Annotated in this window: 6 protein-coding genes; 4 read left to right on the forward strand and 2 right to left on the reverse strand. The window is 71.0% G+C overall.

What is annotated here, in order from left to right; genetic code table 11:
* Positions 1 to 35: 35 nt before the first annotated feature.
* From P3W75_RS03255 to P3W75_RS03270, 4 genes are all read left to right on the forward strand, one after another.
* Entirely contained in the window at positions 36 to 848 is an 813-nt protein-coding gene (locus tag P3W75_RS03255) for an alpha/beta fold hydrolase (RefSeq protein WP_276225947.1), read from the forward strand.
* Positions 845 to 1,714 carry an alpha/beta fold hydrolase gene (locus tag P3W75_RS03260; protein WP_276225942.1) on the forward strand — a complete coding sequence of 290 codons (870 nt, stop codon included), beginning with the start codon at positions 845 to 847 and terminating at the stop codon, positions 1,712 to 1,714. Before P3W75_RS03255 ends, P3W75_RS03260 begins: the two co-directional genes overlap by 4 nt.
* Positions 1,715 to 1,883: 169 nt before the next feature.
* On the forward strand, positions 1,884 to 2,693 hold the full coding sequence (locus tag P3W75_RS03265) for a DUF4892 domain-containing protein (RefSeq protein WP_276225943.1): 810 nt from the start codon (positions 1,884 to 1,886) through the stop codon (positions 2,691 to 2,693).
* A gap of 72 nt (positions 2,694 to 2,765) precedes the next feature.
* Complete coding sequence (locus P3W75_RS03270; RefSeq protein WP_276225944.1) at positions 2,766 to 3,827, forward strand: AI-2E family transporter; 1,062 nt, start codon at positions 2,766 to 2,768, stop codon at positions 3,825 to 3,827.
* Positions 3,828 to 3,940: 113 nt separating this feature from the next.
* On the opposite strand, the gene P3W75_RS03275 is transcribed toward P3W75_RS03270, so the two are convergent.
* Complete coding sequence (locus P3W75_RS03275; RefSeq protein WP_276225945.1) at positions 3,941 to 5,194, reverse strand: CynX/NimT family MFS transporter; 1,254 nt, start codon at positions 5,192 to 5,194, stop codon at positions 3,941 to 3,943.
* A gap of 31 nt (positions 5,195 to 5,225) precedes the next feature.
* Positions 5,226 to 5,870 (reverse strand): FadR/GntR family transcriptional regulator, encoded by a 645-nt coding sequence (locus P3W75_RS03280; RefSeq protein WP_276225946.1) that lies wholly within the window; start codon positions 5,868 to 5,870, stop codon positions 5,226 to 5,228.
* Between the last annotated feature and the right edge of the window lie 42 nt (positions 5,871 to 5,912).

Raw genomic sequence — 5,912 nt, forward strand, 5'->3', positions numbered from 1 at the left:
AGAATTCCACTGTCTTTCCCCATGCGGTCACCGGCATGTCCCAAGCGATCTTCTTCGCCCACGCCAACGGCTTCCCTTCCGGCACCTACGGCAAGCTGTTCAATGCCCTGGCGCCGGAGTTCGAGGTGCGCCACCTGGAGATGCACGGCCACGATCCGCGCTTCCCGGTGAACGCCAACTGGTCGAACCTGGTCGATGAGCTGCTGCACCACCTGGAAGGGCAGGGCGAGGCGGTCTGGGGCGTCGGCCATTCCCTCGGCGGCCTGCTGCACTACCACGCCGCCCTGCGTCGCCCGGAGCTGTACCGCGGGGTGGTGATGCTGGATTCGCCGACCCTGACCTTCGCCGACCAGTGGGTGATCCGCGCGGCCAAGCGCTTCGGCTTCATCGACCGCATCACCCCGGCCGGGCGCACCCTGGGCCGGCGCGAGGACTTCAGCGACTTCGAGGAAGCGCTCGGCTATTTCGCCGGCAAGGCGCTGTTCCAGCGCTTCGATCCCGACTGCCTGCAGGACTATGTGCGCCACGGCCTGGCCTCGAGCGGCCAAGGGCTGCGGCTGAAGTTCGACCCGGCCACCGAGATCAGCATCTACCGCAACGTGCCCCACGCCACCCCCGGCCGGCCGAGCCGCCTGACGGTGCCGCTGGCGCTGGTGCGCGGGCGCCACAGCCGGGTGGTGCTGCCGCACCACGCGCAAATGGTGCGGCGGGTGCCGCAGGGGGAGGCGCTGACGCTGCCCGGCGGCCACATGTTTCCCCTCGAGCGCCCGGGCGATACCGCCGAGCTGCTCAAGCAGATCTTCGCGCGCTGGCAGCGCCGTACCGAACAGGAGAGCCACCGCCCATGAGCGCCCAGGTCGAAGAAATCCGCCTGAACCTTCCGCACATCGAACTGGCCGCGCACCTGTTCGGTCCCGAGGACGGCAAGCCGGTGCTGGCGCTGCACGGCTGGCTGGACAACGCCATGAGCTTCGCGCGCCTGGCGCCGAAGCTCGACGGCCTGCGCATCGTCGCCCTGGATTTCGCCGGCCACGGCCATTCGGCGCATCGCGCGCCCGGCGCCAGCTACCTGTTGTGGGACTACGCCTTCGACGTGCTGAGCGTGGCCGAACAATTGGGCTGGGAGCGTTTCTCGCTGCTCGGCCACTCCATGGGCGCCATCGTCTCGGTGCTGCTGGCCGGCGCCATGCCCGAGCGCATCGAGCGCCTGGCGCTGATCGACGGCCTGGTGCCCTACACCGGCGAGGCCGACAAGGCCCCGGCCAAGCTCGGCGAGGCGCTGAAGGCGCAACTGGCGCTGCCGAACAAGCGCAAGCCGGTGTACGAAGCCATCGACCGCGCCGTGGAAGCGCGCATGAAGGGCGTTGGCGCGGTCAGCCGCGAGGCTGCCGAACTGCTCGCCCGGCGCGGCCTGATGCCGGTGCCCGGTGGCTTCACCTGGCGCAGCGACGCACGCCTGACGCTGCCTTCGCCGCTGCGCTTCACCCGCGCCCACGCCGCCAGTTTCGTCCAGGCCGTGCAGTGCCCGGTGAGCCTGGTGCTGGCCGAGGGCGGCATGCTCTCGGCCGAGCCGGGCATCCGCCAGTTGCTCGAAGGCCGGCCGTTCGCGGTTCACGAACGCCCCGGCGGGCACCACCTGCACCTGGACGACGAGGCCGGGGCGCAGGCTGTGGCGGACATCTTCCGGCCCTTCCTGGGCGCGGCGAATTCGTAGCGGAAACAAGCGGTTGCCGGCGCTGGCTTGACTATTGCCGGGCTTCCCCCGACCCTGCTGGGATCGCAGCAGGGAGATTCTGCATGATCGAGCACTACGCCAGCGCCGCGCCGGGCGCCCACCAGGATGTCAACGGCGCGGGCCGCCGCACCTTTGGGTGCGCCGCCTGATGCTCCTTCGCCTGCTGCCCGCCCTGGGCGCGCTGCTGACGGCCAGCGCCATCGCCGCCGACATCCCCGACAGCCACGACCTCGGCGTATTGCCGCGCTTCCCGCGGGCCGAGATCGTCGATTTCAGCCAGACGCCGAGTACCGAACGGGTCTACCCGCTGGGGCCGATCAGCCGCATCAGCGGGCGCCTGCGCATGGAAGGCGAGGTGCGCGCCCTCGGCCCGCTGACCGCGCTGACCTACCGTCTGCCCGACGAGGACTCCAGCGCCAACGCCTTCGCCGCCGCGCGCAAGGACCTGCTCAAGGCCGACGCCACCCCGCTGTTCTGGTGCGAAGGCCGCGACTGCGGTTCCAGCAGCCTGCTGGCCAACACTGTGTTCGGCAACTCCAGCCTGTTCGGCCCGGACGACCAGCAGGCCTACCTGCTGGTGCGCCTCGCCGCGCCGCAGCAGGACAGCCTGCTGGCGGTCTACGCGATCACCCGTGGCAACCGCCGCGCCTACCTGCACGCCGAGCAGCTCGACGCCGGCAGCGCGCTGGGCGAGCTGCTGCCCAGCGCGGCGACGCTGATGCGCCTGCTCAAGGCCAACGGCGAGCTGACCCTGAGCCACGTGCCGGGGCAACCCGGCGGCGCCTGGCTCGACCTGCTGGTGCGCACCCTGCGCCTGGACACCGGCGTGCGCGTCGAACTGGCCGGCAGCCACGCCGCCGACTGGCGCGCGGCGCTCACCGCCCAGGGCGTGCGCGACGCCCGCCTGGAGCTGGGTGGTGCCGAGGGCGATGGCCTGCACCTGACCTGGCTGCGCTGATTCACCTACGCTGATGCTGGGTGCCGCGCGCGCCCGGCCGCCGTTGCCGTGTCGATAAGGAGTCCGGCCCCGATGTTCGATAACCTGTTGTTGCGCATCCTCCTGGTGATCCTGCTGGGCTCCAGCCTGTGGGTGCTGGCGCCGTTCTGGACGGCGCTGTTCTGGGCCGCCGTGCTGGCCTTCGCCAGCTGGCCGCTGATGCGCCTGCTGACGCGCCTGCTGGGTGGCCGCGAAGCGCTGGCGGCGGGGGTGCTGACGGCGCTGTGGATCGTGATAGTGGCGCTGCCGCTGCTCGGCCTTGGGTTCGGCCTGGCCGACAAGCTGCGCGCCGGCGTCGAACTGGTGAAGAACCTGCAGGTCGCCGGCCTGCCGCCGCCGCCGAGCTGGTTGGCGCGCACGCCGCTGATCGGCGACCGCCTGGTCGGCTGGTGGTACTCGATCGACCAGCAGGGCGTGGTCATCTTCGCCAACCTCAAGCCGTACATGGGCGAGGTCGGCAACTGGCTGCTGGCGCGCTCGGCGAAACTCGCCGGGGGCATCTTCGAGCTGGTCCTGAGCCTGGTGCTGATCTTCTTCTTCTACCGCGACGGCAAGCGCCTGGAGGCCTTCGCCTACCAGGTGCTGGAACGCCTGATCGGCCCGCGCGCGGAACACTACATGGAGCTGATCGCCGGCACCGTGCAGCGCGTGGTCAACGGCGTGATCGGCACCGCGGCGGCGCAGGCGGTGCTGGCCTTCGTCGGCTTCCTCATCGCCGGGGTGCCGGGGGCCTTGCTGCTCGGCCTGCTGACCTTCGTCTTCAGCCTGCTGATGTTCCCGCCGCTGGTCTGGGGCCCGGCCACCATCTGGCTGTTCGTCCAGGGCAACTACGGCTACGGGGTGTTCCTCGGGCTGTGGGGCTTCTTCGTCATCAGCGGCGTGGACAACATCCTCAAGCCGTACCTGATCAGCCGCGGCGGCAACCTGCCGCTGGTGGTGGTGCTGCTCGGCGTGCTCGGCGGCTTGCTGAGCTTCGGCTTCATCGGCCTGTTCCTCGGCCCGGTGCTGCTGGCGGTGGTCTACAACCTGGTCAGCGACTGGATCGAAAGCCCCAAGCGCAGCCTGCCGCCACCGCCGTCGGACAAGGCGCCCTGACCCGCGCCGGAAACGCAGGGCGTATAACCGTTCGCGGTTATACGCCGTTGGCCGGAGCGACGGTGCCTATGACGACGGCGGATAACGCTCAGGCGTTATGCGCCCTACGAGTCCTACGGGAGCGTCTCGCTGCGCACCCCGACCATGCGTTCGCGGCCGGCGCCCAGGCCGGCCACCAGGGCGGCCAGGCTGACCACCACGAAGATGATGCCGACCGCGTCCCAGCCCTGGGTCAGGTCATGCACCACGCCGACCAGGAACGGGCCCAGCGCCGCCAGGGTGTAGCCCACGCCCTGGGCCATGCCGGACAGGTGCGAGGCGACGTGGGCGTCGGGTGAGCGCAGCACGATCAGCGCCAGGCCGATGCTGAAGGTGCCGCCCTGGCCCAGGCCGAGGATCACCGCCCACAGCCAGATGCCGTCGAGCGAGGCGTAGAGGAAACCGAGCAGCCCGGCCAGGGTCAGCGCCAGGACCAGGAACACCACCAGGCGCTGGTCGCGCCCACGGGTGCCCAGCCAGGGCGCGCCGAGGGCGCTGATCAGTTGCACCATCACCGAGCCGGACATCACCAGGCCGGCCTCGGTCGGGCTCAGGCCGCGGTCGATGAGGATCGACGGCAGCCAGCCGAAGACGATGTAGGCCAGCGACGATTGCAGGCCCATGTACAGGGTCACCTGCCAGGCCAGCGGGTCGCGCCACAGGCCCTTGACCTGGAACGCCTGGCGCTGCGCGTGCTGGCCCTGGCGCGCCTGCGGCAGCCAGACCAGCGCCGCCAGCACGGCGGGCAGGGCCCAGCTGGCCAGGGCGATCTGCCAGCTGTCGCCGAACAGCTTCGCCAGCGGCACGCTGGCCCCGGCGGCGGTGGCCGCGCCCAGGCACAGGGCCATGGTGTAGACCCCGGTCATGATCCCGGCGATGCGCGGGAAGTCGCGCTTGACTATGCCCGGCAGGAGCACGCCGATGATGCCGATGCTGGCGCCGGCCACCAGGCTGCCGACGAACAGCCCGGCCACCGGGAACAGGCTGCGCAGGACGATGCCCAGGGCCTGCAGCAGGAGCACCGCCAGCACCGCCCGCTCGGCGCCCAGGCGCCGGGCCAGGCGTGGCGCCAGCGGGGCGAACAGGCCCAGGCAGAGCACCGGCAGGGTGGTCAGCAGGCCGGCGGCGGCGGCCGACAGGCCGGTGCTTTCGCGCACGCTGTTGAGCAGCGGCGCCAGGCTGGACAGCGCCGGGCGCAGGTTCATCGCCACCAGCACCAGGCCCAGCAGCAACAGCCAGGGGCGGGCCGGCGCGGGCGGCGGGGCGGGGCTGTCGTCGATCTCGGCGTCGATCAGCAGTTCGTCGGCGTGCGGGTGATGTTCGGACATGGCAGTCATCGCAAGGCAGGGAAAGGGAAAGTCAGATCAGCAGGGCGCGGTTGGCGTTGGCCGCGGCCTCCGCATCGCCACGCTCGATGGCGTCGAGCAGTTGGCTGTGCAGGTCGAACGCCGGCTGCGGTCGGCCCGGCTCGTCGATGGTGCGTTGCAGGCCGGCGCGGATCACCCGCGAGAAGTAGCGGTACAGCTCGCTGAGCAGCGGGTTGTGGGCGGCATCCACCACGCGCTGGTGAAAGGCCAGGTCGAGCTCGACGTAGCGTTGCGTGTCGCCGCCGTGAAACTCGGCGCTGAGCGCCAGGGCCTGGCGCAGTTCGGCCAGGTCGGCGTCGCTGCGGCGCAGCGCGGCGAGGCGCGCGGCCTCCACCTCGATCACCCCGCGGGCCTCCAGGGCCTGCTCGATGGAGCCACGGGCCAGGGCCAGCATGGTGTCCAGCGGGTCGGCGCAGGCGCGCACGTAGGTGCCGTCGCCCTGGCGCACTTCGAGCACGCCGGAGAAGGTCAGCACGCGCACCGCTTCGCGCACGGTGTTGCGGCTCATGCCGAGGATTTCCGCCAGCTCCGGCTCTGGCGGCAGGCGCTGGCCGAGGGCCCAGGCGCCGCTGTCGATGCGTTCGCGGATCTGCTCCAGGGCGATGTCGACCAGGGAGCGTTTGAGGGAGTTGGCCATGCAGACATCCAATCATCGGATGATTCGGCCGGACAGGCTACT

This window comes from Pseudomonas citronellolis (genome assembly GCF_029335315.1).
In the GTDB taxonomy this organism is placed as follows: domain Bacteria; phylum Pseudomonadota; class Gammaproteobacteria; order Pseudomonadales; family Pseudomonadaceae; genus Pseudomonas; species Pseudomonas citronellolis_A.

Bases quoted from the DNA above. Each gene is read 5' to 3' on its own strand.
- P3W75_RS03275 (WP_276225945.1), bottom strand. From the start codon at position 5,194: ATGTCCGAACATCACCCGCACGCCGACGAACTGCTGATCGACGCCGAG.
- P3W75_RS03270 (WP_276225944.1), top strand. From the start codon at position 2,766: ATGTTCGATAACCTGTTGTTGCGCATCCTCCTGGTGATCCTGCTGGGC.
- P3W75_RS03255 (WP_276225947.1), top strand. From the start codon at position 36: ATGTCCCAAGCGATCTTCTTCGCCCACGCCAACGGCTTCCCTTCCGGC.
- P3W75_RS03280 (WP_276225946.1), bottom strand. From the start codon at position 5,870: ATGGCCAACTCCCTCAAACGCTCCCTGGTCGACATCGCCCTGGAGCAG.
- P3W75_RS03260 (WP_276225942.1), top strand. From the start codon at position 845: ATGAGCGCCCAGGTCGAAGAAATCCGCCTGAACCTTCCGCACATCGAA.
- P3W75_RS03265 (WP_276225943.1), top strand. From the start codon at position 1,884: ATGCTCCTTCGCCTGCTGCCCGCCCTGGGCGCGCTGCTGACGGCCAGC.